This window comes from Paenibacillus sp. Y859 (assembly GCF_056786405.1).
On sequence record NZ_JBXCIZ010000001.1, the window covers coordinates 99,545 to 124,440 of the forward strand.

General features: G+C 39.9%; 27 protein-coding genes and 1 pseudogene. 10 read left to right on the plus strand and 18 right to left on the minus strand.

The window, feature by feature from the left end; genetic code table 11:
• Nucleotides 1–2: 2 nt before the first annotated feature.
• From AC1TO8_RS00530 to AC1TO8_RS00555, 6 genes are all read right to left on the minus strand, one after another.
• A complete protein-coding gene (locus AC1TO8_RS00530; protein WP_482053678.1) occupies nt 3–995 on the minus strand; it encodes a hypothetical protein in 993 nt (330 codons plus the stop codon).
• Complete coding sequence (locus AC1TO8_RS00535) at nt 985–1,476, minus strand: WYL domain-containing protein (RefSeq protein WP_482053679.1); 492 nt, start codon at nt 1,474–1,476, stop codon at nt 985–987. The genes AC1TO8_RS00530 and AC1TO8_RS00535 overlap by 11 nt, the downstream gene beginning before the upstream one ends.
• Nucleotides 1,473–1,910 (minus strand): hypothetical protein, encoded by a 438-nt coding sequence (locus AC1TO8_RS00540; RefSeq protein ID WP_482053680.1) that lies wholly within the window; start codon nt 1,908–1,910, stop codon nt 1,473–1,475. Before AC1TO8_RS00540 ends, AC1TO8_RS00535 begins: the two co-directional genes overlap by 4 nt.
• Before the next feature lie 170 nt (nt 1,911–2,080).
• Complete coding sequence (locus tag AC1TO8_RS00545; protein ID WP_482053681.1) at nt 2,081–2,275, minus strand: hypothetical protein; 195 nt, start codon at nt 2,273–2,275, stop codon at nt 2,081–2,083.
• Between the two features lie 149 nt (nt 2,276–2,424).
• On the minus strand, nt 2,425–3,507 hold the full coding sequence (locus AC1TO8_RS00550) for a Gfo/Idh/MocA family protein (protein ID WP_482054459.1): 1,083 nt from the start codon (nt 3,505–3,507) through the stop codon (nt 2,425–2,427).
• 34 nt (nt 3,508–3,541) lie between these two features.
• Complete coding sequence (locus AC1TO8_RS00555; protein ID WP_482053682.1) at nt 3,542–4,288, minus strand: sugar phosphate isomerase/epimerase family protein; 747 nt, start codon at nt 4,286–4,288, stop codon at nt 3,542–3,544.
• Between the two features lie 108 nt (nt 4,289–4,396).
• Here AC1TO8_RS00555 and AC1TO8_RS00560 point away from each other — a divergent pair, with 108 nt between their 5' ends.
• Complete coding sequence (locus AC1TO8_RS00560; RefSeq protein ID WP_482053683.1) at nt 4,397–5,296, plus strand: helix-turn-helix domain-containing protein; 900 nt, start codon at nt 4,397–4,399, stop codon at nt 5,294–5,296.
• Nucleotides 5,297–5,334: 38 nt separating this feature from the next.
• Here AC1TO8_RS00560 and AC1TO8_RS00565 read toward each other — a convergent pair whose 3' ends face one another.
• Both AC1TO8_RS00565 and AC1TO8_RS00570 read right to left on the minus strand, forming a co-directional pair.
• The gene (locus AC1TO8_RS00565) at nt 5,335–7,191 is read right to left on the minus strand and encodes a patatin-like phospholipase family protein (RefSeq protein ID WP_482053684.1); all 1,857 of its coding nucleotides are present in this window, start codon (nt 7,189–7,191) and stop codon (nt 5,335–5,337) included.
• Nucleotides 7,192–7,429: 238 nt separating this feature from the next.
• Nucleotides 7,430–7,873 carry an OsmC family protein gene (locus AC1TO8_RS00570; RefSeq protein WP_482053685.1) on the minus strand — a complete coding sequence of 148 codons (444 nt, stop codon included), beginning with the start codon at nt 7,871–7,873 and terminating at the stop codon, nt 7,430–7,432.
• A 292-nt stretch (nt 7,874–8,165) separates the two neighbouring features.
• Here AC1TO8_RS00570 and AC1TO8_RS00575 point away from each other — a divergent pair, with 292 nt between their 5' ends.
• A complete protein-coding gene (locus tag AC1TO8_RS00575; RefSeq protein ID WP_482053686.1) occupies nt 8,166–8,639 on the plus strand; it encodes a hypothetical protein in 474 nt (157 codons plus the stop codon).
• Between the two features lie 270 nt (nt 8,640–8,909).
• Here AC1TO8_RS00575 and AC1TO8_RS00580 read toward each other — a convergent pair whose 3' ends face one another.
• Complete coding sequence (locus AC1TO8_RS00580) at nt 8,910–10,481, minus strand: ABC-F family ATP-binding cassette domain-containing protein (protein ID WP_482053687.1); 1,572 nt, start codon at nt 10,479–10,481, stop codon at nt 8,910–8,912.
• Between the two features lie 169 nt (nt 10,482–10,650).
• Here AC1TO8_RS00580 and AC1TO8_RS00585 point away from each other — a divergent pair, with 169 nt between their 5' ends.
• Nucleotides 10,651–10,926: a hypothetical protein gene (locus AC1TO8_RS00585; RefSeq protein ID WP_482053688.1), complete on the plus strand. Its 276-nt coding sequence runs from the start codon at nt 10,651–10,653 to the stop codon at nt 10,924–10,926.
• 214 nt (nt 10,927–11,140) lie between these two features.
• Here AC1TO8_RS00585 and AC1TO8_RS00590 read toward each other — a convergent pair whose 3' ends face one another.
• The 4 genes from AC1TO8_RS00590 to AC1TO8_RS00605 form a co-directional block, all read right to left on the minus strand.
• Nucleotides 11,141–11,326 carry a hypothetical protein gene (locus AC1TO8_RS00590; RefSeq protein WP_482053689.1) on the minus strand — a complete coding sequence of 62 codons (186 nt, stop codon included), beginning with the start codon at nt 11,324–11,326 and terminating at the stop codon, nt 11,141–11,143.
• A 322-nt stretch (nt 11,327–11,648) separates the two neighbouring features.
• Nucleotides 11,649–12,842, minus strand: a complete 1,194-nt coding sequence (locus AC1TO8_RS00595; RefSeq protein ID WP_482053690.1) for an MFS transporter — start codon at nt 12,840–12,842, stop codon at nt 11,649–11,651.
• A gap of 63 nt (nt 12,843–12,905) precedes the next feature.
• Complete coding sequence (locus AC1TO8_RS00600; protein ID WP_482053691.1) at nt 12,906–13,505, minus strand: TetR/AcrR family transcriptional regulator; 600 nt, start codon at nt 13,503–13,505, stop codon at nt 12,906–12,908.
• 188 nt (nt 13,506–13,693) lie between these two features.
• The gene (locus AC1TO8_RS00605) at nt 13,694–14,938 is read right to left on the minus strand and encodes a peptidase (protein WP_482053692.1); all 1,245 of its coding nucleotides are present in this window, start codon (nt 14,936–14,938) and stop codon (nt 13,694–13,696) included.
• Between the two features lie 162 nt (nt 14,939–15,100).
• On the opposite strand from AC1TO8_RS00605, the pseudogene AC1TO8_RS00610 reads away from it, so the two are divergent.
• Both AC1TO8_RS00610 and AC1TO8_RS00615 read left to right on the plus strand, forming a co-directional pair.
• Nucleotides 15,101–15,853 (plus strand): annotated as a pseudogene (locus tag AC1TO8_RS00610) (IS1595 family transposase); the annotation flags it as partial.
• A gap of 24 nt (nt 15,854–15,877) precedes the next feature.
• The gene (locus AC1TO8_RS00615) at nt 15,878–16,921 is read left to right on the plus strand and encodes a serine hydrolase domain-containing protein (RefSeq protein WP_482053693.1); all 1,044 of its coding nucleotides are present in this window, start codon (nt 15,878–15,880) and stop codon (nt 16,919–16,921) included.
• 159 nt (nt 16,922–17,080) lie between these two features.
• Here AC1TO8_RS00615 and AC1TO8_RS00620 read toward each other — a convergent pair whose 3' ends face one another.
• Nucleotides 17,081–18,082, minus strand: a complete 1,002-nt coding sequence (locus tag AC1TO8_RS00620) for a leucine-rich repeat domain-containing protein (protein ID WP_482053694.1) — start codon at nt 18,080–18,082, stop codon at nt 17,081–17,083.
• Nucleotides 18,083–18,229: 147 nt separating this feature from the next.
• Here AC1TO8_RS00620 and AC1TO8_RS00625 point away from each other — a divergent pair, with 147 nt between their 5' ends.
• Genes AC1TO8_RS00625 through AC1TO8_RS00645 form a run of 5 tightly spaced genes read left to right on the plus strand, consistent with a single transcriptional unit; the run spans nt 18,230 to nt 21,698 of the window.
• Nucleotides 18,230–19,099, plus strand: a complete 870-nt coding sequence (locus AC1TO8_RS00625; RefSeq protein ID WP_482053695.1) for a decaprenyl-phosphate phosphoribosyltransferase — start codon at nt 18,230–18,232, stop codon at nt 19,097–19,099.
• A 27-nt stretch (nt 19,100–19,126) separates the two neighbouring features.
• Nucleotides 19,127–19,756 carry an HAD-IB family hydrolase gene (locus AC1TO8_RS00630; RefSeq protein WP_482053696.1) on the plus strand — a complete coding sequence of 210 codons (630 nt, stop codon included), beginning with the start codon at nt 19,127–19,129 and terminating at the stop codon, nt 19,754–19,756.
• Nucleotides 19,744–20,073 (plus strand): EamA family transporter, encoded by a 330-nt coding sequence (locus tag AC1TO8_RS00635; RefSeq protein WP_482053697.1) that lies wholly within the window; start codon nt 19,744–19,746, stop codon nt 20,071–20,073. The genes AC1TO8_RS00630 and AC1TO8_RS00635 overlap by 13 nt, the downstream gene beginning before the upstream one ends.
• A complete protein-coding gene (locus AC1TO8_RS00640) occupies nt 20,063–20,380 on the plus strand; it encodes an EamA family transporter (RefSeq protein WP_482053698.1) in 318 nt (105 codons plus the stop codon). The genes AC1TO8_RS00635 and AC1TO8_RS00640 overlap by 11 nt, the downstream gene beginning before the upstream one ends.
• 58 nt (nt 20,381–20,438) lie before the next feature.
• The gene (locus AC1TO8_RS00645) at nt 20,439–21,698 is read left to right on the plus strand and encodes a DUF6080 domain-containing protein (protein ID WP_482053699.1); all 1,260 of its coding nucleotides are present in this window, start codon (nt 20,439–20,441) and stop codon (nt 21,696–21,698) included.
• 6 nt (nt 21,699–21,704) lie between these two features.
• On the opposite strand, the gene AC1TO8_RS00650 is transcribed toward AC1TO8_RS00645, so the two are convergent.
• The 4 genes from AC1TO8_RS00650 to AC1TO8_RS00665 form a co-directional block, all read right to left on the minus strand.
• Nucleotides 21,705–22,457, minus strand: a complete 753-nt coding sequence (locus AC1TO8_RS00650; protein WP_482053700.1) for an amino acid ABC transporter ATP-binding protein — start codon at nt 22,455–22,457, stop codon at nt 21,705–21,707.
• A gap of 14 nt (nt 22,458–22,471) precedes the next feature.
• Nucleotides 22,472–23,140: an amino acid ABC transporter permease gene (locus AC1TO8_RS00655; protein ID WP_482053701.1), complete on the minus strand. Its 669-nt coding sequence runs from the start codon at nt 23,138–23,140 to the stop codon at nt 22,472–22,474.
• A 52-nt stretch (nt 23,141–23,192) separates the two neighbouring features.
• Nucleotides 23,193–23,999, minus strand: coding sequence for an amino acid ABC transporter substrate-binding protein (locus AC1TO8_RS00660; RefSeq protein ID WP_482054460.1), 807 nt, complete (start codon nt 23,997–23,999; stop codon nt 23,193–23,195).
• A gap of 168 nt (nt 24,000–24,167) precedes the next feature.
• Nucleotides 24,168–24,845, minus strand: a complete 678-nt coding sequence (locus AC1TO8_RS00665; RefSeq protein WP_482053702.1) for a class I SAM-dependent methyltransferase — start codon at nt 24,843–24,845, stop codon at nt 24,168–24,170.
• Nucleotides 24,846–24,896 lie beyond the last annotated feature (51 nt).

Genomic DNA, 24,896 nt, shown 5'->3' on the forward strand with positions numbered 1-24,896 from the left:
CCTCACCTAGCAGAATGTGCCCCCCACCTTGGTAGGATAGATCGTTTGCGATCAGGGTAGCGCCCTGATATGATTCTAATGAGTCCCATCGCCCTTTCTTCCAACGCCAGCGCTTTTTCAAACGTAGCGCATAAAGACGGAAGCCGATGTTCAGCCAGTTGTTTTTTACCGTGAATTAATGGCAGTGAGGTCGCAAACTCCTCTGTCACCATGCTCACAAGTTCAGCATAAATGCTGCGAATTTCATCCAATCCAGGTACGTAGCTCTTAACCTCTTGCAAATAATCTTTAATTTCAGTCCGTGCTATTAGGTACGAATCCAAAATATATACTGCGCCGGAGCTGTCATAACCCCCTTGCTCAAAGGCTCGTATAAGAAAGCGATAGGCGTGCCGCCCTGAAGCGATACTCTGATCAGGTAATGTTTTATAAGGCGTCTCCCACTCATACAACGCAAGTCTTAGTGATTCCAGAACAGCGTCCTGTATAGCGATGTCCACCTTGTCTCCAAATATCTGACCATACCAGAATGGCGTCATATTTATTCCGAAATTATCGTATAGTACAATTCGATTTTCCTCAGACCATCCGTCCTGCACATAAAAGACACGATCGTCATCGTCATAACCGTTGATGACACCAAATTCCGGAATCCAGTAAACTCCACCCACACCAAGATCTATACTTTGCTTCATCCATTGGACCGCCTCCTTTTGATAGGTTTCAAATGAGCTATGTCTTGTTCTCCCACCATCATAGACTGTATATATTCCTAAATTATCGATTGCTGGAGCATGCTCAGTCCCCCACTGCCCGTATGCTGTGACTGACATGGGAAGAAGCTTCTCATGAACCGAAAATTTGAACGCCATACCGCTAAGTCCAGACAGCAAAAATTTAGGTCCATCGAACCGATTAGCCGCTGTCAGAATCGCATATATAGCATCTGTAAATGATTTAGATTCCCGCCTCATATGTATATCCTTAAGTATCATTAGAGCCTCCCTGTTCATCTAGCAATTCCAATATCCCTTTGCATCTGTTGCGTATTTGCTCTCGAAGCCACTTGGGGGATATAATCTGGCGCCACTCTAAGGTGAGTAGATGCCCAAGAAACGCATCTGAGTCAAAGAACTCTACCTCAAATACGTCTTCAGTTGAAGCACATACTTTATAGCCATACCATGTGGAGCCTTGTGGTGGGACGGCTAATGAAATGCGGGCCTTAAAAGGCTTCATCTGATGCGTTCGTCCCTCCTGCTGTTGCCCCTGTGGATCCTCATTACCACTTTCAAACTGCCGCTCTGTCAGATTCAAATGAATAATATCTGACAATCGAAAGGTTTGGAGGCGTCCCTGTCCTTCAACACAGGCAATGACATGATCGTCATCATAATGACGAGACATCTTTGAAGGACAAATATACAATTCCTGCTGTCCACTTGCCTGGTCTTGATAGATAATACGTACGATCAAGCGGGCTCTGATGGCTTGGTCCAACAGTTCAATATACTGCATTCGACGAGTATCCACTTCAAATACGGGTAAATATGCTCATTATTCAACTCTTGGTTATCCGTAAAACGCTCAAGCAGACTGCCAATCCGCCGAATCTTATGACCATTCTCATAATTGTAATGGCTATAACGATAAGCTAAATATTTCAGGACTCTTTTTTCTTCTTCAGTTATATATAAATGGGGTAATATAAAGCTATCATCTTCATAGCAGTATCCACGTTGTTTAGCTATATATTGCAACGGAGCACGAAGTGATGCGCCTAAATACTCGATATCCCGTTGCGCTTGTCGCTTTGATATTTCGAAATGTTCTGCCAAATGATTACTGTTTGGATAACTTCCCGCCCTGATTCGCTGATCAAACCACTGAATACGATGCATATGGCTCAAGAGAACATTCTCCCCTTTTTGTTATTAGCTCAATTAGAGTTCACACTTTGGCTTTAGTAATATCTCATGCTATCTTCCAGTATAGGGTAAATCACTTAATTGAAACAAGGATGCCTAGTTGTACCTAAATGCATAATGCATGAGGATAACTGGCACCCTTGAGTATTATTTCACTTCGTCGATGCGATAGCATCTACTTTGGTCTGTGGCGCCTTATCACAACGCTTACACACCTTAACACCTGTCCCATCAGTTTTTGTTCTAGGATAGAGCAGCTTAATTCTCGTGCTCTGGCAGATCGGGCATGTACCTCGGCCTCGTGATGGTAAGCTCCAGAGCGCATGTCCTCGTTTGGTCTTCGCCATAATTATGTTCCTCATTTCAGCAATTTGAATGTTACTACTGAATTATAGAACAACTGGTACGACATAAAATGTCGTATTAATTTATTGCTTGTGCGTTATACTATTTTCAATTCATCCAAACGAACGGAGCGATGCTAGCGACTAGTCCATTAATCAAAATATACTGTTTTTCCAGTCCGTGCCGATTCATAAATCGCCTCAAGTACTTCGGTAACAACTAACGCCTGCTCTGGCTTAACCATTGGCTCAGTGTCATTGATGATACTTTCGAGCCACAATCTGCATTCTCTACCTGCTTGGCTCTCGGTTTTCCCATCGAAATAAGCAACTCCACCTGCATTTAGCTCAGGTTTTTTCGTATACAAATGACCCAAATCTTCTCCATTTATCCGCAGACCATCTTTCATATCTGCTCCACCTTCAGTACCGCATAGTGTAGCCTGTGCTTCGCCCACATCTAACGTATTCAACGCCCAGCTCGCTTCAAGCGTAACGGTTGCTCCATTCTCCATCGTAATAAATCCGAAAGCAGAATCCTCTACTGTAAATAATGCTGGGTCCCAAGGTCCAAATGCATTGGCTGCATCTTTCTTGCTACCCAACTTGTGATATACATTCCCCTTAACACTCTTCACTTTGTAATTATCCATTAACCATAACGTCAGATCCAGCGCATGAGTTCCGATATCGATCAACGGTCCTCCGCCCTGCTCATCTTCATTTAAGAATACGCCCCATGTTGGCACAGCACGTCTACGAATCGCATGGGCTTTAGCGTAATAAATTTCACCTAATTCTCCTCTTTCACAGACCTTTTTAAGTAATAAGGAGTCTGGGCGATAGCGGTTGTCGTAACCTATTGACAGCTTTTTGCCCGTACGTTTAGCAGCTTCAAGCATTAATCTCGCTTCGGCAGCTGTCTTAGCCATAGGCTTCTCACACAACACATGCTTTCCTGCTTCTAATGCGTCAACCGTAATGAAGGAATGTGATTTGTTCGGCGTACAAACGTGAATCACATCGATACTAGTATCCTTCAACAACTCTTTGTAATCCGAATATATTTGTGCACTCTCAAGATCAAATTTCTTTGCCGTCTCTATTGCACGTTCTTCGATGATGTCGCACAAAGCTACTATTTCCGCATTGGACTGTTCAACTAGATTAGGGATGTGCTTACCATTTGCAATTCCACCACAACCAATAATCGCTATTTTTAGTTTTTTAGTTATATTTTGTGTCATGTCATAAATCTCCTTTAATAAGTTATAGAATTCCTCTTAAATATTGTAAGCTCATCTCAATACTTTGCAGTTGCGGAAGATCGAACTCTTCTTGCTCTACCGTATACCAATCCACATGATATTGCTTCGCTGCAGCAGTAATCTTATTGAAATCCATGATTCCTGAACCAATCTCAATATTCCGCTTATCTTCTTCACTCTTCATATCTTTAATATGCAGAATTCTACAACGTTCCTTGTATTTATGAATAAAGTCTATTGATTGTAGACCCGTATGTTCTACCCAGTATGTATCCAATTCCACAAATAAAAGATCTGATTGTGTATGATTCACCAGTAGATCCAGCCCGTATTCTCCCTCATATTTATTAAATTCAAAATCGTGATTATGGTAACCAAATCGTATTCCATTCTCTTTACAGCGTTCACCAATACGATTGAACCGTTCAGCCGTTCTCTTATATGCATCCGCACTATCACGCATCTCTTCTGGAAGACCCGGACAAATGATATACGGGCTCTCAATCTCTAGCGAATACTCTATCGTTTGTTCCAGATTCTCTTCAAGATCAGAAATGCCAATGTGGCTACCTGCGGCCTGTAATCCTAAATCATCCAACGCTTTTCTCAAATCTTTAGCAGAAGTACCGAAGTATCCAGCGAATTCCACCCCGTCGTAACCCATTCTAGCTACCTTGTCTAGTGTGCCAAGAAAATCTACATTCGTTAATTCTTTAATTGAATACAGTTGCAATGCGATCTTATTCATATCTTTACACTCCTTTCTTGTTACCAATAAAGTTACCAAACTTAGTATAAAAGTAATACAATGAAGCTATCGAGAAGTATTAAATATTTGTCATTGGAGTGCATTGTTATGTCTGAAGCCTACTTTGAATCCAACCGCTCTCCCGTAGGAACAATCCAATATCCTTATGAATGCATGATTCATTACAGTGTCGGGAGCCGCTGTATCGTAAATCCTCACTGGCATGTGTATATTGAAATTTTATATTTCTTATCTGGACAGGCGAAAGTATTCCTTGGTGGAGAATCCCATGTCCTAACTAAAGGAGATCTCATCCTTATTCATTCGCATGAGACACATTCTATTCATTCCATGGACGTGGAAGAGGTCTCATATATCGTGATCAAGTTTGATCCTGAGATTCTATACTCCACCTCAAGAACCATTTTTGAATCCAAATATGTGCTACCTTTCACCATGGCGAAATCGACCAATCAACGAGTGTTCACTGAACAAGAGATTACAGGCAGTCCCATCCCTTCTCTCGTTACAGAAATCTATGAAGAGTACACTACGCGAAACTATGGATTCGAACTTGCTGTACGGACATTAATATGTAGAGTATTTCTATGGTTTTTGCGCAAGTCGCAGGACACTCAACCGAATTGGGATATTGCGCATTCACTGAAACAAATTGATTTCCAAATGTTGCAACATGTGTTCGAATATATTGATGACCATTACATGGAAGATATCAATGCAAATACCGCTGCCAGTATGTGTAACCTGAGTTACAGTTACTTCTCACGAAAGTTCAAAGCGATTATGGGCAAGACATTCACGAACTACTTGAACTACATTCGAATTACAGAAGCTGAAAAGTTACTCCTGACGAGCGATTTAAGTATGACGGAAATTGCTTTGGAAGTTGGATTCTCCAATTCAAGCTATTTCATTCAACAATTTAAGCAATATAAAAACATTTCACCTAATCAATTTCGTAAAAAGAGTACTCAAGAAAATTCATAATCCAAGGTAAAAAAAAGAAAAGCTTAATCTAATGTCGATTACATTAGATTAAGCTTATTTTTAATACGTATGATAGCATCTCTTGATACTAATTCCCCAGCAGCTATACAAATTTCCGAATCTTTGAAGCCAATCTGATTGTATCCGAGGTCAGGACGCAACACGATATCTGCAAGCTGCAATTCCTCCTTCACCATCTTTGCACTCATCATGTCGATGGTGTTCATGAGTGAATCCACAAAATGTCTTGCAGTTCCTTTAACGAATGACTCCGCACACACATTCACAGCAATGACGATATCTGCACCCATGCTTTTCACTAGTGCCGCTGGTACTGGATGGACAACCGCTCCATCCATAAGTGTCTTGCCCTGATAGTGCACAGGGCGCATAATAGCAGGGATTGCTGTACTTGCACTGATCGCATGGGCAAGTGATCCTTCCCGCATAATATGTGCCTCTCCTGTCGAGGTATCTGAAGCTACAGCAGCAAAGGGGATAGGCAAATCCTCAATAAGCTTCTTACCTAGATACTGTTCGATAAATCCAATCATCGGTGTATTATGTACGAACGAGCGTTTCGGTAAGGTTGGGCGGACTAATTGACCCCAGCGAATTGTCGAAAGAACACGAACACAGTCTTCCACAGGCATTCCGGCTGCATACGCGCCACCAACTAATGATCCAACACTCGTGCCTGCAATCATATCAATAGGTATGCCCTCTTCCTCCAACACTCGTAATACTCCAAGATGTGCCATTCCTCTAATAGATCCACTACCTAGCGCTAATCCAATCGTCGGTCGATCTCCGGCTTTACGTGCTCGACCAAAGCGCAAATGATTGCTATAGATCATGCGACCCTGACTTAAGATATAGGCTTCTTTCACAATCCCTTGTAACTCCTCCACATTATTAGTTAAGTATGGAAAAAGACTAAGTAGACGTAGTGCATCTTGCGAAATCGTCGTTTCAACATCCTCAGCCCCTTCCTTTTTTACAAAGTATTGTGCTAATAAGGGGATATCCTCCAACCTTTCGCGAAGTGGTGGTACTGATAGCGTTGTTATGTTGGGTAAACTTATCGGCTGTGTAGCAATGATAACGATTCGAGTCTGAACATCCGTTTCTAGCATTTGTGTCAGAATAGGAGTAGGTAATGGTTCGACTTGTTCAACAACAATCGTACCGCCTTTAGCCGCACGGACTCTCGCATCCCAAGTAAGTAAGTCGAAATCTTGCCCGTTTATCGTAAGAATAGGATAATGACCTTGTGTCGTTAAGAAATGGAGTTTTCTAGCTACACTTCTCTTGCCTGTTCCCGCTTCACCTATAATAACAACATGCTCTTGCCTCGTAGACAGACGTTCTATATTCTCTAGTAACTCTTGCATAGCTGGACTCGTCCCGATGAGCTCACCATATCGTTCTTGTTCCTCTGTTTCATGCTGCTTCAAAATAAACAGACTCTTCGTATGCTCCTCCAACACACGCTCGTTGGAGTTCTGAATTCTCTTGATCATAGCTTCAATAATCTGCTTCCGGAAATCAACGTTTTTATCCATTAATAGCAACATGCCTGTACGAGAAACGCTTATCGTATGAACATCATTAACCGCTTCTACATAGGCACTGACGGGATCCCCGGTCAAACAAGACATCTCTCCAAAAAAGTGTCCTCGTTGCAGTATAGCTAATTCAACTTTCTTTTCATGCTGAATAAATACTCTCACTTGACCTGATACGATAATATGGACGTGCTCGCTAATCTCACCCTGCTCCATGATAAGTTGATCGGACAAATAGTGTTGTTCCTCTATTTCCAGGTTCAACTGCTGTAGTTCTTCGGCGGATAGTTGATCCATCAACGGGTATGACTGATAGGGATGTAGCAATCAAATTCCTCCTTTATATATGTATGTTTGTAATGCGCTTTCACACTTTTCTTACTAGGTTCCTCTAATCACTATATTCTACAGGTTCTTTACATCATTTCAAACCCCTTCATGCGATATAGTTCCAGATATCTTCCACTCGCAACAATGACCGGGTCCCTCCTTTTCTGGAGAAATCCCGGTCTTGTGATCTGTATTTTAGAGGTTGTTCAAATAGTCGACTTTTTGAACACACACTTTAATTCTCGATAATGATTCTGTCTAACTTCAGATTAACCGGATGTGCGAGTGAGTCTCCAACGGGGCACTTACTCTCTAAAAATCGCACGAATTCCTCAACCTTTTCTTTAGGTGAATCGGTTTTGATTCGGAATGTATATCGGATATCAGAGTAACCAGGACGGACATCAGATTTATTGAAAAATCCATCGAGATCAAGGTCACCTTCAACATCCACGCTGAATCCATCTAGCTTAACATCAAACTTTGGCGCATAGATTCTTGCAACTATAGACTGACAAGCTCCTAGGGAGGCAAGTAGCACTTCGACTGGATTCATTCCAGTATCTGTTCCGCCCAAGCTCTTTGGCTCGTCAATAGTTAACTCGAAATCTCTAGAAGTAGCTTTAACTTGAACTCCATCTTGTAACTGTGCAGTTGCCTTGAAAGTTTGAATAGCCATTGTATAATCCCCTTTAATTATGTAGTTCGTTGCCAGTGCGCAACATTTAAACCAACTAACTTAATGGGTATTATATGAATAATATTCAATATTGTCAATACTTATTGAAGTGATTGTTATTTTCTGTGATACCGTAATTAAAGGATTTTCCACGTACATCACGAATTATACTCATTTATGATGAATGAAAAGTTAAAGACCAACGGGCATTCACGGTCGAATTGTCGAATATTTCGAAAAACTTGCTGATTCCATATCCTATATTGATGATGAGACTTTCAGTGAAGATGGCGTGCCGATTATTGCATTTGAAACGGGCATAATTAAATCAGGATATAATTTACTTGCTTTAAAAGCAGTACTTCGTTTGATTTCAGAAAATGCGTTTGAATCTTTGAATAAAACAGAAAACTTTATTGCGTTTGCAGCCACTGGGGATGATTATATCGATTATAGTATCGTTATGCGTAAGTCAATCGATCCCGCATTATTCTATGAGATTTTTCCGGATATTCGAGAGAAGGATACCCAATCTAGTGAGGAAATGAAAAAAAACCAGCGTTTGTCAGTCAATGAATACTTAGATTATTGGTCCGATGCTGTCCATAGTGATTATAGATTAGAAACACCTTTTACTTTTGATAAATCAGAAATTGAGGTCTTTCTACAAATGGAACATTTCGGAAATGCCTTGGCTCAGGAATGTATAGAAAGATTGAAGAAATTGATTACTACATTGAGGCATTACATTTTTCCGGTAAACTGACTGAAAAGCAAAAAGAAGATTGTTCTACTATCGCCGATCGAATGAACAGAAAACCGGATGATATTTTTAATGAGATATCAGAAGAGCTGAGGTTTTTTGCTAAGCAATGATAGTTTAGAAAATTATAAATATAGATAATCACTTCGTGATACAACTAAGGTCAGAATCATTTTTCTATTATGATTCTGACCTTAGTTACCATTATTAATTATAGTATAGAATCAACATCACTCTATATCTCATTTCATGTCCATACATTATCTCACTCGCTTATACACTCTGCTCACTTACACCCAAATTAGGGTCGAAGACTAGCATCTTTGTCGCAATTTTATCGATGAAGAATCGATCATGGCTAACCGTAACTACAGCACCAGGGAAATGAATCAGTGCTTGTTCCATGACCTGTATGCTTGTCAGATCAAGATGATTGGTCGGCTCGTCCAATATAATGACAGCAGCTCCCGAGAGTAAGCATTTAGCGAGTGCTACCCTGGCCTGTTGTCCACCGGACAGATTGCCAATGACTTTACTCAGATCCATTTCCGAGAATTGCAACATCGATAGAAATTTATTCACTTTTTTCCTTGTAGCATTTAAACCAAGTCCAGAAATATTGACCGCATGGCTAACGGTATCCTTCAGATCAAGCTCATCCCACATCCTGTTGAAATAAGCGTAGCTAACGCCCCTCTCCCAAATGACCTCGCCTGCTTCTGGTTGTTCTTGGCCCGTAAGCACTTTAATAAGGGTAGACTTCCCGCTCCCATTGGGACCGACGATGGCTATCCGATCTTCCTTCTGAATATCGAAACTGATATTCTGGAATATGGATCGATCGTCATACGACTGTCCGATTCCCTTCACTTGGCATAGATTGTCTGGGAAACGTAGGTTTTCATAAATATCGGTGATAAGCACGTTCACGGGATGAGGCTCAACCCGCTTCTTCATATCAGCCAACTTTCGTGAAAGTCGGTCTTTTGAGGTTTTCTTGTTCGCACGGCTATCAATGACTTCGGACTCCATGATGAGAAGTTCTTCCTCCCATTCGAACTGGCGATCCAATACTTTCTTACGCATCTTCTTCTTCCGTATGTAATCAGTATAATTACCTTCGTATTCTTGAAAATGATAATTCTCAATTTCAATCGTTCGCGTAACGACTCTATCGATAAATTGCCGATCATGAGACACCAGAATCATCGCTCCATTGAAGCGGTTTAACCACTGCTCTAGCCACACGAGACCTTCCAGATCCAAAAAATTCGTTGGCTCATCGAGCAATACAACATCAGGAAACTCAATTAAGATTTTGGCGAGCGCGGCACGATTTCTCCAACCTCCAGATAACTCATCAACGGGCTGATTCCGCGATCTATCATCGAAACCTAACTTGGTTAGAACCGTATCGATCTCGATGGATATATTCCAACCATCCAAATGCTCCATTTGTTCAAAAAGCTCTGCTTGCCGCTCTAATAGTCCATCCATCTGGGCATCATCGGTTACTTGGCCTAGCTTCTCCCCTAATTCTTGGAGTTCCTGCTCTATAAGTCCAACCTGCTCGAAGCATAATTCTAACTCTTGCTGAACAGACAACCCCCCACTAAGTTCCGAGAATTGAGAGAAGTAACTGATCTTAACCTGCGGGTCTACCTCTACTTTTCCAGACGTTGGTTCTTCTTTACCCATAATCAGCTTGAAAATAGTCGATTTACCCGCACCATTTCGTCCGATTAGACCAATCCGTTCCCCTTTGCTTACACGAAAATAAATATCGCGAAAAATCAGTGTATCCTCATATTTCTTAGTTACATTCTCCATACGAATAACGCTCAAATCTATCACTCCTTAGCGCAATTATAACACTAGAACGCTATTCACATAGCAATGATCGAATATATTTTCCAGGTACTGCAACAAAACCAATCTCTTCTCCGTCTCCTAAGTAGGAGGTGTTCATTATGGATAGGTTTGTCATAATTTCACTGATCATGGAATTTCCATTATGAGTGCAGCGCGTATTTTTTACTTCTCTATTAAAGACAGTACAGGTAAGCAAGTTAATACTTTTGGTATGCATGAGGTGGGGATTGTTCGTGATATACAAGGGAAAGACATAATTACTGAGCATTATAAATATAAACTTAACAAGCCTGGGTTATATGTAGCCTCTGCGATTGCCAAAATTACGACAGGTGAAGGTGAGAACACGAAAGACTATGAGATTGAAACAAATCATATAAGTTTTGAGGTTATCCGTACAACTACCGAGGAACAATAGATGAATAATGACGGAAGCAGCGACTCTCCGTCTTCCAATGCATATAGAAGAGCCCAGTTTCCGAGAAACTGAGCTCTTTTCGTTACGGAACCTTTACAACGAATGGAACTGTAAACACTTTACCATTTCGTTGGAATTGTCCCCAAATGCGAAAGAATTCATATGGTGGAGAAGTGTACGTTTCCGATAGTTGCAAAAGTACACTTAGAATTGCTCAATCAACTTTCAGACTAACTATAGTTGCATAGAGTACATCTAGATTACTGGAATCCTCGCTTTCCACCGCTTTCGCCGCTTTTAAGTGTAGATTTACAACTAATTCACTCATTCCCGACTTTTCCCGATAATTAAATGTACCATATGCATCTATTCTAGCCTCACCTTCACTACCTTCATGCACGAAGTCTTATTTGTATTCTACCGTCGTCAAAAACCACTCGCTCTATATCTATTCCACTGAATGACATCCGAAATTTTAGATCTTTCATCGAATTCTGATGGTATTTAGTGCGTGTCGTGTCATATTAAGGCATCAGTTTCAGCGAAAATATAAGGAATCGAGTATCAAGAATCAATCTCATAATTACGCAACCCGATATAACTGTATCGGCGATTATGAAATTAATTCAAGTGAAGCTTATGCTTTCTTATATTTCAAAAAGACGCTCATCAATGAGCGTCTCCAAGATCAGTTATCACTTGTTTAATTCAGTCTTCATAATTTAACTTGCAGGTTCAACGATCTGACCTCTTTTTGCTCTCAAGGATAAGAAGAAACATAACACTAAAATGATAGCTGCAGATATATAAGGATAATTAATATCAATGTCAAATAAAAATCCTGCAACGATAGGTCCAGCAATGTTCCCCAGACTTGTGTAGGCTGAGTTCAGACCTGCAACATACCCTTGCTGATGTGGGGCCACCTTAGACATCTGAGTACTGATGGCGGGACGTAATACATCCATCGCTAAGAATACAATAAAAGTGACTGCAAGAATCAACCAGTATTTGTGTACAAAAAGAGTTAGAAATATGAATACACCCGCCATGATCAGACTAAAAGAGATGACATTCCTCTCTCCAAACTTGTTCAATATCCATCCGAATATCGTTGCTTGCACAACAGCACCGGCTATAGACCCGAACGTAATAATATAAGCAATATCTTTCGGTGTAAAACCGAATTTATGATCGACAAACAAACCAAATACCGTCTCATAATTCGCTAGACCAAAAGAAGATACAAACACGATGATCAGACTTAAAAAGTAAGGCTCACGGTATGAACGCAGTAGCTGAACCGTTAGACTTTGCTTCACAACGGGCTTACGAGCTTTACGTTTCTCTGATGGTAATGACTCAGGTAGAATCAATGCGGTAATTATTGCCGCTATCCCCCCTGCTATCGCCGCTGCGTAAAAGGGCACACGAATACCATATTCGGCTAGAATTCCCCCGATCCCTGGACCGATGATGAATCCCGTAGTGATCGCCGCTGTAATGAACCCCATACCTTTAGCTCTCTCTTCGGAAGAGGTAACATCTGCCGTATAGGCCATGACTGAAGGCATGATGAGTGCAGCACCAATCCCCCCTAGAAATCTAGCTGCAAAAAGTAGATACGTCGTACTAACAGCTCCAAAGAGTCCCTCACCGAGTGCAAAAACAACCATCCCTGCAACAATAATCTTTTTCCGCCCCATAGAATCCGACAATCTTCCAGCTAACGGTGAGAACAACAATTGCGTTAGTGAAAAAGCCGCAACTAGCATTCCTACAGTACTTCCGCTTATATGAAGTTCCGTCATGTAAGTAGGCATGATTGGAACAACAAGACCTATTCCTGTAAAGACCAGAAATATATTAAACATTAGGAGCAATAATGCTCCTCTATTTCTTAATAATAATGACATAAAAAATCCCCCGAAATACCCATTCTTCTGGATGTAATGTAGTGTAAATCTATTTAATCAGAATCAGATGGGGTCTTTTGCAATCCCGTACAGGAACACTTTAATGGCTAAATGATATAAAGCGAGTACTTCCTTCGGGTTTGATTTTCGAGACATCTGACTGAGCCCTACTGTTAAACTTTCAAAAATAATGGAAAGGCTCTCCACATCATTTGGCTTGAATTCACCATCATCAATACCTTGTTGTATTAACTTTTGATAGAATTTAAGATGCCCCGTCACCATCTCAGCTATTCGTTCTTCAACATCGCTTGCCTTTTCCTCATTATTGAAAAATTCATTCGCAGCTTTGGTCAGTGGATGGTTTAAATCTTCAAGAACCATTTGCTCAGCAACCCCGTACATCTTATCTGTCGTTGTTTTGTAAAGTGACTCCTTTTCTCTCCATTGTTGCTCCCATTCCTGATCCCATTCATTAAGTAAATAAAGAAACAATCCTTCTTTACTTTTAAAATGATAATAAATATTTCCCTTACTACTACCTGTTGCACCTACGATATCTTCAATGGAAGTTGCCTTGTAGCCCTTTTGAACAAACAGTCCTCTAGCAGCGTCCGCCACTCTCTTTTTGGTATTTTCGCTTTGCAACTGCTTCTTGTTCATATACTTCCACTCCGATTCAATGTATTATTTATCAAATTGACATCGACTTATACTGAACATTCATTCAGTATAGTAACATGAATAGGAGTCACTTTCAAGAATAACGATAAATGAATCCATGAATGAAAAATACAGCCGATCTCAATTGAGATCGGCTGCTTTGACTTGATACAGTTACAATCACACTATTATAATTTAGGTGCTACAACACTTTCATCATGGGTAATAACTACGATTTCTGCATTCGTGATGCCTGGAAGTGATTTGGTCATCATTGAGGAATGGTAAGCTAAAACTTTCATACCTGCTTTCAATTCTGCTGTTCCCCCGAACAGGGAGATCACCTTCGTATCTTCAGTAATATTCAGAATGACATCGTTATAAGGTGATTGACCAGTAGCTGATTTTACATATACTTGATCTTCTACAATATCATCCGATGCAACGATTGTACCCTCAACTTTATTTGTTGCTGTTGCTTTCACAACAATTTTCTCCGCATGTGTCTGAGCTGGGAAGATCATTGTCATTACTTCACCGTAATATGCATCAACACGAACATCAGCTTTCAAGGCATCTAGCGTTAAAGATTTGCCGTCTTCATCGACGATTTCAGTCTTCTCGTCTGCTGTTAGAATGACATAATTAATACCGCCTTGCTCCATCGGGCTCCCAATAACAGTGAACTTGTTATCTGCTACATTAGTAATGATACCGTCTGTGCCTGGATTCGTTTCTTGTACTAATTCTTCAATAGTCGTGTTTACTACGACATAGCTCGTTGTTGATTGAGGTGGAAGGCTCATTGTAACGGCTGGACCGTAGAATGCTTTGACACTCATCCCTTTTTGGATTTCACTTGCTTTGATCACTTTTCCATTCTGGTCTATGATCTGAGTTTTATCAGCAAAGTGTAATACAATCGTATCCTTCAATGAAGAATAGATATTTTCACCAGTTACAACAATGCCACTTTCTGTGATTTCAGTTACCGTACCGTTAATCCCAGTAAAACTTTCATCTTGAACTACAAGTGTTAGTGCTGCTCCACGAGCTGGAATACTTTTCGTCAACATAGGACCGTAGAATGCTTTAACAACCTTTTGCTCATCTATGATCGTTTTCAATGGAACTCTCTTTCCTTTGGAATCTACAATTTTAGTATCTTTAGTGATAGATAATACGATTTCGCTTTGATCCGTCGTAGCAAGACCGCGGCCTGTTACTGTAATGAATTTACCTGTTTTATCATTCACAAAATCCGTGATTTGCCCCATTGTCCCTAAGAGCACTCTCTCTTGCTTCTGAATGAGTTCTTGTCCATCTTTAGTAGATACCGATGTAGTGTCTTGTGCACTTACGGCCAACGGCATAACTGCCATCGCTAGAATAGTTGCTGTCGTCAATACTTTGAACATGTTTTTATTTGTCATCTCTAATTCCTCCAATAGTTTGTCATAGTTCTAGACGGTGTAACTCTTAAAATGTTGCAGAAACAACAAAACTTAAGGTTACTAATATGGACACTCCAAATCTATAAGTAAGTAAGGAATAACTTCTTTTTCAGAAGCGCTATACTTTTCGCTTATACTTAAGTCCGATTGGGTAAATATCCAACAATTGTTGATGGCGAAGAAGTTAAAAAACAACGCTATCGCTGTAAAGCTTGTAAAAAGACATTTACTGACCTCACAAATACAGTTCTTTATCGAACTCGTCACCTTAATCACTGGATTAAATTTGTTGAGTGCATGATAGAAGGGTACTCCCTTCGTAAGTCCGCCGATTTAATTGGAAACATAACTCACGGCACACTATTTTATTGGAGACACAAGCTTTTGTCCTCGTTAAAACAAATCAAAATACCAAATTTTGAAGGTATCGTTGAAATGGACGAGACCTATTTCTTGTACTCAGAAAAAGGATAAAGAAAAATCAAAGATAGAAATCCTCGCAAACGTGGTGGTTCAGCACAAAAGCGTGGTATAAGCAATGAACAAGTATGTGTATTGGTCGCGAGGGACCGTGACAAGATGACTGTTTCGCAGGTATTGGGGATGGGAAGATTAACAAAAGAACAATTGGATAAAGCTATCGGTCATAAACTTTCAAGTGAGAATATATTATGTACCGATTCTTGGCGTGCCTTTAAGATTAAGGCGTGGATACAACGATTTAACAGTGTTGCTACTAAGTATCTTAACAATTACCTTGCTTGGTATCAGGTATTAGATAGCATTCAACATCAAAGAAATGAAGTTACTATGAACGACTTGATTATTAGAGGGAATTTGATAAGAAATTCGGAAATTTATGATACAATTAGATTAACTAAATTTGTGATTTAACATTATGTCTATGGGGGTATCCAGATGGAAATTCAAAAACGAAAGGTCCAAAAAATTTTTGGAAACGTTACAAAGAAAAAGCAGATACATGAATCTGTTCTTCTAGTTGAAAACTCCAATGGAGATGTTTCATATAGTTTTGGGCACGGGGGTAAGAATACAGATACACCGTTCTTAATTGCAAGTATCACAAAGCTGTTCACAACCACTTGTATTTTTATTTTGAGAGAGCAGGGAAAACTGTCATTAGATGATGAAATAACAAGATATTTAAAAAAAGACACGTTAAAGAACCTTCATGTCTACAAAGGTCGAGAGTATTCTAATAAACTTACACTCTCGAACTTATTGTTTCATACAAGTGGATTGCGGGATGTGATTGATGAGGGTAGCAATAAGTCGAAAATACGTGCTCTTAATAAGGATGTGCAAACTGATTTTAATGAAACCATAATAAAGACGAAGGGAATCAAACCACACTTTGCACCGGATATGGGAAAAAGAGCTCATTACGCAAATATAAACTTTGAAATCCTCGGGGAAATAATTGAAATAGTTACTAATTCAACATTGGAAGAAGTGTTTAGACAATTAATTTTTGATCCTTTAGGACTCAAAAATACTTATCTTCCGGAAGATGAGGATGATTTTATCCCGTATATTTATTATAAGGACACTGCCTTTTACCTTCCAAAATCACTTTTGAGCATTCGCGCAAGTGGCGGTTGTGTCTCTACGGCTCGTGAATTAATGGTATTTATCAAGGCATTCTTTAAAGGGAAATTATTTGATAATACTGTTTTTCATGAACTAAAAGTAAACAACAGGCTGCAGGCTTCTATGCTTCCAATTCATTACGGTTCTGGATATATGAGAGTTCCACTAAATGGTTTTGCAACACTTTTTATGGGGAAAGGTGAGTTAATTGGTCATTCTGGTTCAACAGGTTCCTTTGCATTTTATTATCCCGAAAAGGACATGTTTTTTATAGGAGATGTCAACCAAATGGAAAACCCCGCGACCCCTGTACGGCTGGTGATGCAACTTGCCATGTCTATGAAATCATGAAGATTAAAGTATCTTCCACTAACGGGTTCGCTAGTAGAAGAAGACTATACTAAGAATTAGAACTTCCAGATAATCGGAAGTTCTAATCTTTTAATACATATCAACATTAAACTTTAACAGAGCCTTATTTTTAAACCTTTGCACTAACAACGACTATCCTTATGCCCATCCTGTTAGATGATCAGATAAATTCACATACTTCAAATGAGGCATACGAGATAAAAATGTAGGCTTAGTCTTAATCAGGTTATTACTCACATTCAAAAAGCGAAGCTGAGTTAAGTTTTCTAGTTCAGGAGGCAATTCTTCAATACCTGTGTAACTGATGTTTAAAGATTCTAATTGCTTCAATTGACCTAACTCAGGAGGTATACGATTTAATAACAAGTCGGACTTGGCTTTTGGAGCCCATCCTGGCATTGTGCGATCTGAGCTGCCGCAATATATCTTTAAATCTTTCAACTGCTGAAGATTGGCAATTTCCTTCGGAATACATTCCAGATCGGCTGTCATAATCTGTAATCCCTCTAACGTGCGTAACTCAAATAATGCGGGAGGAAGTCTAGTGACATCCTGTTCGAATATTTCTAAAAATTTCAATTGCTTCAATTCACGTATGCGATCCGGTATTTCCACAAGTCGATAGGAAGAGATCGACAAACGGTCACTTTGATGTTTAATGGCGTCATCCAAAAAACATTCGAAATCCCGATGAGATTCTAGCTCAATGAACAATCCTGGAATAAGATCTGCCAGTTGTTCCGCTTCCTCTTCGTTCAATCGGATTCCACACACTTCTTCATGTGAAGTACAGTACAGAAAGTCCGCTCCATTCTCATCCACAAAACACAAGTCTTCAGGCATTTCCGGATGGCACCAGTCAAATAAGCCATTAACCGCCTCTTTTAACACTTTTCCTGCTTCCTTGCAACATCGATATATGTAATATGTCCCTTCAGAATAGTTAGCTCCGCTCTTTGCTTGCATTTCCTCCATACTACATTGTTCTAACAAAAATGGCTTTAATTGAAGCATGACCTCTGCGTAACTATTCCCGTCTTCAAAAGGAGCTTCAACAAGCACAAATTTAACAGTACGCTCAATGACATAATCAATGAGGCGTTCGTATGCCTCTCCCTTGGGATCAGTATAAAATCTCATTTACAACCCATCTCCTTGACATAAAATTCCTTGCATGTTATTTTGACCATATCCAATTCTAGACGACATATGGAAATAAATCACAATGTATCTTAGGTGAACCCATTCTTCTTAGCCGTTGGCTTTCATACAGAAAGAGGTAAACAAGTGTATTTAACAACAAAACTTCTAATCTTTCAATTAAGACCAAAGCAGTGGACGAAAAATCTACTCATTTTTGCTGCCCTTCTATTTTCTTTCGAAAAGATCAACTTCTCAGCTTTCTTGAATACGTTATTAGGATTTTTTCTGTTTAGCTTCATATCTGGATGTGTCTATATATTAAATGATTATGTAGATAGAGAGGCAGATCAAAATCATCCAACTAAGAAGAATCGACCGATGGCATCTGGTGCGCTTAACCCTTATGTGGCTTTAACATTTGGTGGGTTTCTTTTAGTTGCTTCATTAATTGTATCGTATTTTCAGAATCCACTGTTCACTTTACTATTAATAGTCTACTTCGCACTGAATGTTGCTTATTCCTTCATTCTTAAGCATGTGGTCATTATTGATATTATGGTCATCGCTGCTGGATTCGTGCTACGTGCCATTGCAGGCGGACTCGTTATTCATGTACCTTTTACCCCTTGGTTTTTAATTTGCACGATGCTACTTTCCTTGTTCCTGGCCATTGGTAAGAGAAGACATGAATTGTTTCTACTTGAAAATGATAAAATTACACACCGGAAAGTGCTAGAAAAGTATTCATTCCCGTTACTCGATCAGCTCAACAGCATCGTTACGACGGCCACCATTATCAGTTATTCCTTGTTTACCTTCACCTCAGGACGTACGATCCATTTGATGTGGACCATACCATTAGTGATTTACGGTATTTTTAGATATTTATACTTAATTCATATTGAAAATAAGGGCGGTTCACCAGACAAAGTATTATTCGAGGATAAGCCCATTTTGGTTACCGTTATTTTGTATGTCATCAGCGTCGTATTTATTTTAGCATTGTTCGAATAAACTTTTTAAAGCATAGAGGGATTAATCATGTACACTAAAATTGCAATGTTTGATATCGACAAAACGATTATTAGTAAAGATTCGATGTTTCTGTTCGTATGGTATGGGATCAAGAAAAGACCTTTGGCATTTGTGAAGTTGTTTGAAATCGGATTAAAAACATTGTTGTACAAGCTGAGGCTTATACAAGTAGAAAAAGTTAAATCATCCTATTTTCATGCGATCTCTTTTTTGGAGGAATCCGATCTGGAACACTTTTATGATTCTGTCCTAGTACCCTATATTTATCAAGATGCCATGAAAGAATTGAAGAATAGAAAAGAAAATGGTTATCACGTGCTACTCGTGTCCGCCTCCCCACATGCTTATTTGAAGTACTTCAAGAAGTTACCTTATGTAGACGAAGTTATCGGAACCGAACTCATCCAGAATAATGGGCGTTACACACATGTAATCGAAGGCAACAACTGCAAGGGCGAAGAGAAAACGATACGTATTAGCCAGTATTTAAAAGACGCCGGACTCCAAATTGATTATGACAATTCCTGCGCGTATTCTGATTCATTGTCGGATTTACCGATGTTTCGGTTAGTAAAGAATAGATACTTGATTAACCTACATAGTCCAGACTTGGAGGTGCTTAAATGGAACAGATAGGTTATCGCCACGCTGGTAAACTCTTGATGATCATCTCCGCATTTCTCACAGCCACAGGGCAGCTCTTTTGGAAATGGGGTCATTTCAATCTCCTATACATGGCAATCGGATTTCTTTGTTACGGATTAGGTGCTGTATTTATGCTCAAAGCTTTTTCCATGGAAAAACTGTCTGTAGCCTACCCTTTAATGTGCATTAGTTACATCTTTGCTTTGATTTACGGCCAACTGTTTCTTGGTGAAGATATTACCTTGAAGAACACATTAGCTATTGCATTATTAGGGATCGGAGTGACATTAACATCCTATGATAAATAATTGGCTTGTCGGCTTACTACTTATGATGACATTGATGGGGTCACTAGGTAGCGTTTTTTTTAAATATTTCACACTCCGAAGAAAAGTTTTCTATCTTTTAACCGGGTTTATGTTCTATGGTATCGGTGCGCTTCTCAATATTTACCTGTTAAAAGAGCTTCCCCTTACCTTTGTACTTCCGGCCAATGCCTTCACATTTATCTGGACTTTGATATTTGCCAAATGGATTTTCAAAGAAGGCATTGGGATCTATAAAATTGCCGGTGTTGCTTTTATCATTTCCGGTTTAATCTTATTGGTTTTGTGAACGGTTTGCCAAAAATAAACATGATTGGTGGAAACTCATGGTATTCTCGAGCTATTTAATGAAGAATAAGAAGGATAATTACAAAGCTTGTTGGCTGTTTATCGGTTTTCTTCTTTTTTATTTCGGTAACAATGTTCCGTTTTTGATGTATATGAAACAGAACATGGCTGATTTAGCAGGCTATAGCCCTTTTTATGGTGCACCCTTCGTATTTAACATTTTCAATTTCGATCCTTCTATGTATTACGGTTCGGGCAATTCTTCCATTATCCATCCATTGATGAACTTTTTATCCGGTCCATTATTGTATTTTTCTAAATTTTTATTCGGAAATCTATTCTTTCTAGTGATCCAATCTGTTATCAATGCGCTCAGCGTTGTCATGATTTATTATTACTTACGTAAAAGCGGCTCGGACAATGTATTGGCTGTGCTCTTTGCAACTTTTTTCGGCGTAAGTTCATACAATATTTTCACGGCCATGATTCCAGACTCTTATTCTTATGTCCAATTTATTATCATCTTGTCCGTACTGTATTTGCAATACAGCAGAGTTCTTGCCAAGACGTATGTTCTACCTAGCGCTTCATTCGCACTACTTAACTTTGCCGCAACTTCGACCAACATCGTCCCATTTATAGGAGCTTTGTTCTTTAACATGATCGACAGGCGCGATAGCAAGACGTTCAAAAAATTCATCTCTATCCTTTTAACCTTCCTGCTGTTCGTTGTCCTATTTACTTTATTGCAGTCTGTATTATTCGAAGGCCAGACATGGATTAATAACTGGATAACAGGTCTCAATAACGGTGGATTTAGCTATGCTGCCCCCTTTGTATTCAGTCAACATTGGAAAGCTACCTATATGTTAGTGATCAGTCCTATACTGTCACCCGACATGATGCTAGTTGATACGGGAATTATGGCATTCGTAACCGATCTAACGCGTCCTTATCCGTTGTATGTCACCATTATTGGTTTCACTCTTATTATTCTATCAGTGCTTGGATTTATCAAAGGAATTAAATCTAGAGAAACATGGATGCTGGTCCCTTACATTTTCTTCGCGATTCTTCTACATATTATTGTAGGCTTCGGTCTTGCTGTGTTTAAGTTTGATTTGTACTTATATGCCGGACATTATTTATTCGTCTTTTTCCTGCTCGCTGCAAGGTTCATCATGCAGATCAATCACCCCTTTATAAGAAGAGGATTGATAGCAATTATTTTCTTATTTGTTCTTACAACACTGGGTAACAACGTCATTAAACATATTGAAACCTTGAATTATATCAAAGACATCTATTCGGGTTTATGACAGCCATTATTCCGTTTCACCGTTTAGACGGTTAAGAAATTGTAGTGCGCGGGTACTTTTAGGATGTATGAGTACATCCTGCGGAGTGCCTTTTTCTAATATAAGGCCATCATCCATCAAAATAACTTTATCCGCCACGTCAGCTGCAAATTTCATCTCATGGGTAACAATAACCATTGTCATCCCTTCTGCTGCCAACTGCTTGATGACCTTCAGTACTTCTCCGACCAGTTCAGGGTCAAGTGCGGACGTTGGCTCATCGAACAGAAGTACCTCCGGATCAACAGCCATCGCCCTAGCAATCGCTACCCGTTGCTGCTGTCCACCAGATAGTTGGTGTGGATAGAAATCCGACTTTTCAGCAAGCCCTACCTTATCTAATAGCGCCAAAGCTCGCTTCCGAGCATCCCCTTTAGATTGCTTCTGTACTGTGACCGGTCCTTCCATCACGTTACCGAGTGCCGTCATGTGTGGGAATAAATTATACGACTGAAAGACCATGCCTGTTCTTTTTCGCAGTGCCAGAACATGATGTTCCGACACTTTCTTCATATCTGTAAAGTTCAACTTCGTATCACCGAATACAATACTACCCCGATCAGGAAGTTCTAGTAGGTTGAAACAACGTAATAGCGTTGTTTTCCCTGACCCTGAAGGACCAATAATGACAAGTACCTTGCCGGACTCAAGCTTCAGATCAATGCCCTTTAATACCTCAAGCGGACCATAAGACTTATGCAAATCAAGTATCTCAATCAAGCGGGTTCCCTCCTTTAACTTGCAGAATATCTAGCAAGCCTTCTCTCTAAGTAATTTTGAAAAGCAGACAATACGGAGCAGAATAGCAGATAGATAACAGCGACTTCGCAATACAGCAGCAGAGGTTCGTAAGTTGTAGCGACGACTTGTTGTGCAGTTCTGAACATTTCCATATAAGTAATACTTGCGGCAAGTGATGTGTCTTTAACTAGGCTGATGAAGGTGTTCGCAAGCGGTGGAACCGACACTCGTGTGGCCTGCGGCAGTATAACACGGCGCAATGCTTGACCACGAGTCATACCGACTGAGAAGGAAGCTTCCCATTGACCTTTTGGTATCGAAAGGATTGCAGCACGTAGTATTTCTGAGGAATAGGCTCCGACATTAAGCGAGAATCCAATGATGGCAGCCGTTAACGGCTCTAAAATAATTCCAATGGCAGGTAATCCATAAAAAATGATAAATAACTGTACCAATAGCGGAGTTCCCCGGATGACCCATACATAAAAACGGGCGATCAGCTTTGGAGTGGTCCATGAGGAAATTCGGACAAGTGCAGTTAATACTGCCAGCAATAATCCAATAGCAAATGAAATCAAAGTTAGCGGAATGGTAAAAGCTACCCCCGCTTTGAGCAGAGGCAGCAACGAATCGATAACTATCTGTATTTTACGCTCATCCATTCATCAGACATCCTTCTTGGACCTTTGGCAAGCATTCATCCATAGTCCCCTGTTATTTAGAAACGTCCGCACCGAAGTATTTATTAGAAATTTGTAGATATGTTCCGTCATCCTTTATTTCGGCAAGTGCTTTGTTGACTGCTTTAATCAGCTCATCATTTCCTTTTAGGAATACCGCTGCGCTGTGTGAGCCATTCTCTATTTCGTCAACTTTTTTAATCTTCACGTCCGGCTTTTGTTTCTTCAAGTCCAGATAAGATAAGCCGTCATTAATCGTTGCATCAATACGTCCTGAGGTGAGTAGGTCAATCGACTGATTGAACCCATCCGTAGCTACAATCTCCGCACCATTCTCACGAGCTATACCAGATAGATTACTTGTAAGCGATTGGCCAGATTTTTTACCCTTCAAGTCAGCAAATGACTTAATATCTTCGTTGTCTGATCGTACGACGAGCACAGCCTTAGAGACAATATAAGGGTCGGAGAAGTCATATTTGACTTTCCGTTCGTCATTGATGGATACCTCATTAAAAATAACATCAAATCTGTTAGCATCCATTCCTGCAAAAAGTCCGTCCCATTGTGCCTCAATAAACTCAGGTTGTACGTTCATACGCTTAGCTATCGCCTCTGCAATTTCTACGTCGAAACCCGTCAACTTACCATTAGCATCATGATAGGAGAAAGGTGCGTACGTCCCTTCCGTCCCAATACGAAGCTTACCGCTTTCTTGTATCCTATCGAAGCTGTTATGTTCCGTTGAATCAGAAGTCTTATTGTTATTGACATTATTCCCGCAAGCCACAACCAACACCACGATCAGTACTAGCAGAAAATTTATGTATCGTTTGTTCATCATTATCATCCTCTCCATATGTCCTAGATATGAATTGCCGGTGAGTAAATAGGGGTTGTTCAAAAGGTCACTTCATTACACCTCTTGTTTTGTCCTTCTAGGAACAAAAATATCCCCGAACTATGATTAGATAGTTCGGGGATATAACTTAGAACAAGCAATGATTGATTATTTGCGTGAGAAGAACACAGCGAATTCATTATATTCGTAAACACAATCTGCTTCTGCGAACCCAGCGTCGAGTAACCACTTTAGCTGATCTTCTACAGATGCATTTATATCTAGTTTTCTTCGTTCTATTGCGGATTCAACCACTTGAATGGATAGTCCACTCTTGCGGATCGTTGCTTCCCATTCTGCTTTATAACGATTGTCGAGATCGAAAGACGCACCCGCTGCTTGATCGGCGTTAACGAAGATTCCACCATCTGTTAAGAGGCGAAATACGTTGTGAAAAAGAGTTCTTTTATCTTGATGAGATAAGTGGTGAATGGATAGCGATGAAATAACAGCGTCATACCCTTCCTCATCGAAAGAATATGTCGTATAATCTGCTGAAATATATTTCACCTTAGGATCATCTCGGAATCTGACCCGTGCCTCCTTAAGCATCTCCTCACTTAAATCTATCAATGTCAATTCTGCTTCTGGGTATTGTTGTCGAACATAAGATGCGAATAGTCCCGTTCCTGCACCTAAATCCAAGATTCTAGGAGTCTTCTTCTCAACATGAACACATCCCATAGCCACGCCATAGAAATCATCGAAACAGGGAATTAACTTCCTGCGTTGTAAGTCATAGTCCTTTGCCACTTCATCAAATTTCCTTTTAATTGAATCACTCATCTTAGAACCTCCCTTTTTCGAACAATCAGTCAAATCCCGCTTGTAGTTATC